Raw genomic sequence first — 3401 nt, 5'->3', positions numbered from 1 at the left:
GCTCTGACCGGCTTTGACGCCGGCCCGCGGGCTGCCACGCGCTCAGGCCCCGGCGGCGTGACCGGCCTGCCAGGTGCGCCAGCCTCCGTCCAGGTTGAACGCCTCGATGCCATGCCCGTCGAGGATCCGGCAGGCGATGTGGCCACGGATCCCCACGGCGCAGTGCACCACCGGAGCGCCGCCGGTGGACAACTCGTGCACCTCGTCGAGGCGACCACGCAGCTCGTCGACTGGAATGTTCACCGCGCCATCGATGGCTCCGGCGGCGAACTCTGCCGGGGTGCGCACGTCGATGACCGCTCGCCCCTGCCGCCGCAGCTCGTCCAGCTCGTGCCACTGCACGGTGCTGGTGGTACCGGTGGCAAGGTTCTCGGCGATGAAGCCGAGCATGTTCACCGGGTCCTTCGCCGAGGCGAACTGCGGGGCATAGGCCAGCTCCAGCTCGGCCAGTCCGCTGGCGGTGATGCCGCCGGTGATGGCGGTGGCGATGACGTCGATGCGCTTGTCCACGCCGGCCTGCCCGACGCCCTGCGCACCCAGGATGCGGTCATCGGTGGGGTCGACGAGCAGCTTCAGTGCCATGGTGCTGGCGCCCGGGTAGTAGCCGGCGTGGTCGGACGGATGGGTGTGGATGACCCGGTGGGGGTGCTCGGCGGCGCGCAGGCGCTTCTCGTTCCAGCCGGTGGCGGCCACCTGCAGGCCCAGCAGTCCGACGATGGCGGTGCCCAGCACGCCACGCTCGCGCACCTGGCGGCCGGCGATCACGTCGGCGATGCGACGGCCCTGCAGGTTGGCGGTGTTGGCCAGCGGCACCAGGGCAGTGGAGCCGTCGAGGGCGTCGACCTTGGTGACGGCGTCACCGGCAGCGAAGACGTGCGGGTCGCTGGTGCGCCAGTTCTCGTCCACGACGATCGCACCGCGCGGGCCGAGCTCGAGGCCGGCCTGCTCGGCCAGCCGGGAATCGGGCTGCACCCCGATGGCAGCCACCACAAGCTCGGCGGGCACAGTGCTGCCGTCGGCCAGGGTGACGTCCTGCTCACCGATGGCGGTCACCCCACTGCCCAGGCGCAGGTCCACTCCCGCCGCGCGCAGGGCCTCGTGCACCGGTGCGACCATCTCGGGGTCCAGCGGTGCCATCACCTGGTCGGTGGCCTCGACGATGGTCACGGCCAGGCCGCGGTGCAGCAGGTTCTCGGCCAGTTCCAGCCCAATGAAGCCGCCGCCGATCACGGTGGCGGTGCGCGGGGCGGGATGCTCGCCGTCCCCTTCCAGTGCGGCGATGATGGCGTCGACATCCTCGACGGTGCGAAGGCCCAGGGCGCGCTCGATCCCGGGGATTGGTGGGCGCACCGGGTGGGCGCCGGGGGCGAGCACCAAGTGGTCGTAGTGCAACACCTGCTCGGTGCCGCTGGCCAGCTCGGTGACGTGCACTTCGCGGCGCTCCCGGTCGATGGCGGTGGCCTCGGTGCCCACCAGCGCGGTGATCTCGAAGCGGTCCTTGATGGCCTTCGGGGTCTGCAGCAGCAGGCTCTCGCGCTCCTCGATGACGCCGCCCACGTGGTAGGGCAGGCCGCAGTTGGCGAAGGAGATGTTGCCGGAGCGTTCGATGACGGTGATGGTGGCCGTCTCGTCGAGACGGCGAAGGCGTGCGGCGGCAGACATTCCCGCGGCGACGCCTCCGATGATGACGATGTCCATGACTTGAACCTAATACCCCTGGGGGTATAGGTTCAAGTCGATCGTTGCCACTCAGGAGTCCAGGAGAGACCATGACGCACCCCACCCAGCTCGACGCCCGCACCGCGCACGACTGGATCACCGGCCAGGACGCACCGCTGCTCGTCGACGTCCGCACGCCTGCCGAGTTCGCCGGAGGCCACCTCGACGGGGCCGTCAACATCCCGCTGGACCTGCTCAAGGCCCAGGCCAGCCCGCTGGCCGAGGAGATGCCGGGGGAGGTGCTGCTCGTCTGCCGCACCGACAACCGCGCCAACCAGGCCTCGGTCGCGCTCGCCGAGCACATCGGGCCTCGCGCCCACGTCCTCACGGGTGGGATGCAGGCCTGGCAGCAGGCCCAGCTGCCCACCACCAGCCAAGAGGGCGGCCCCTGGGCGATGGAGCGGCAGGTGCGCGCCGTCGCCGGTGGCATTGTGCTGGCCGGCATCCTCGCCAGCACCCGTGTGTCGAGGGCCAAGTGGCTCAGCGCCGGGATCGGCACCGGGCTGCTCTACTCGGGCCTGTCCGACACGTGCGGCATGGCCGCGCTGCTCGCCAGGGCACCATGGAACCAGGCCCGCAGCTGCCCCACCCCCGACTCGGTGCGCCACGCGCTGCGGGCCCGGCGTCAGGCACGATGAGACCATGGAGATCCCAGCCGACGAACTCGACGCCGTCACCAAGCGACTGCGTCGCGCCCAAGGCCAGTTGGCCGCCGTCCTGCGGATGATCGAGGAGGAGCGGGACTGCCGCGACGTGCTCACCCAGCTCTCCGCCTGCAGCAAGGCCGTCGACCGGGCCGGTTTCGCCCTGATCAGCACCGGCATGCAGCGCTGCCTGGGCGATGACAACCCCGACAGGGAAGAAGACCTTGCCGCGATGGAGAAGCTCTTCCTCTCGCTCGCCTGAACCTCGCCGGGCAACCCCGGACATGGCGAGGGCCCGGCCGGTCGGCCGGGCCCTCGTCGGGTGGTTCAGCGTGGTGACCGGATCAGGCCTCGGCGCCGTCCAGGATCGCGCGGCTGGCCGAGACGCCCAGTCGGGTGGCGCCGGCCTCAACCATCGCGGTGGCCGTGGCCCAGTCGCGGATGCCGCCGGAGGCCTTGACACCCAGGCGTCCACCAACGGTGGCGGCCATCAGCTCGACGGCGTGCAGGCTGGCGCCGCCATCGCCGTGGAAACCGGTGGAGGTCTTGACGAAGTCGGCCCCCGCAGCCTCGGCGGCACGGCAGGCGCGCTCGACCTCGTCGTCGGACAGGCTGGCGGCTTCGATGATCACCTTCAGCACCTTGGGGCTGGGCACCTCGGCCTTGACCGCGGAGATCTCGTGGGCCAGCGCCTGGTCATCACCGGCGCGCAACAGGCCGACGTCGATCACCATGTCCACCTCGTCGGCGCCCAGGGCCACCGACTCGCGCGCCTCGGAGGCCTTCATGGCGGCGGTGTGCTTGCCCGAAGGGAAACCGCACACGGTGGCCAGCTTCACCTCGCCCAGGCGCTCGCGCAGGTCCGGGGTGGCCAGCATGTTCGGCGAGACGCAGATGGAATAGGTGCCCAGCTCGCGAGCCTCGTCGGCCAGCGCCAGCACCTGCTCGGGCGTGGCATCGGTCTTGAGCAGGGTGTGGTCGATCATCTGGGCGACGGCGGAACGGGTCAGGTCTGTCATGTGTCCAGACTAGGTGGTG

Annotated in this window: 4 protein-coding genes; 2 read left to right on the top strand and 2 right to left on the bottom strand. The window is 70.9% G+C overall.

What is annotated here, in order from left to right:
* Positions 1–42: 42 nt before the first annotated feature.
* Entirely contained in the window at positions 43–1698 is a 1656-nt protein-coding gene (locus tag ACHFFZ_RS12675) for an FAD-dependent oxidoreductase (RefSeq protein WP_394276968.1), read from the bottom strand.
* Between the two features lie 71 nt (positions 1699–1769).
* Between ACHFFZ_RS12675 and ACHFFZ_RS12670 the strand changes: the two genes are divergently transcribed.
* Together ACHFFZ_RS12670 and ACHFFZ_RS12665 are read left to right on the top strand one after the other, a co-directional pair.
* Positions 1770–2357 (top strand): rhodanese-like domain-containing protein, encoded by a 588-nt coding sequence (locus ACHFFZ_RS12670; RefSeq protein ID WP_394276967.1) that lies wholly within the window; start codon positions 1770–1772, stop codon positions 2355–2357.
* Between the two features lie 4 nt (positions 2358–2361).
* Positions 2362–2625 (top strand): metal-sensitive transcriptional regulator, encoded by a 264-nt coding sequence (locus ACHFFZ_RS12665; RefSeq protein ID WP_394276966.1) that lies wholly within the window; start codon positions 2362–2364, stop codon positions 2623–2625.
* A gap of 82 nt (positions 2626–2707) precedes the next feature.
* Here the strand turns inward: ACHFFZ_RS12665 and deoC are convergent, their stop codons facing one another.
* Positions 2708–3382 carry a deoxyribose-phosphate aldolase gene (gene deoC, locus ACHFFZ_RS12660; protein ID WP_394276965.1) on the bottom strand — a complete coding sequence of 225 codons (675 nt, stop codon included), beginning with the start codon at positions 3380–3382 and terminating at the stop codon, positions 2708–2710.
* Positions 3383–3401: the final 19 nt, after the last annotated feature.

It is taken from the genome of Luteococcus sp., assembly GCF_043424415.1.
Taxonomy (GTDB): domain Bacteria; phylum Actinomycetota; class Actinomycetes; order Propionibacteriales; family Propionibacteriaceae; genus Luteococcus.
The sequence above is the reverse complement of the archived record's forward strand: the minus strand, read 5'-3'. Positions and strand labels throughout refer to the sequence as shown.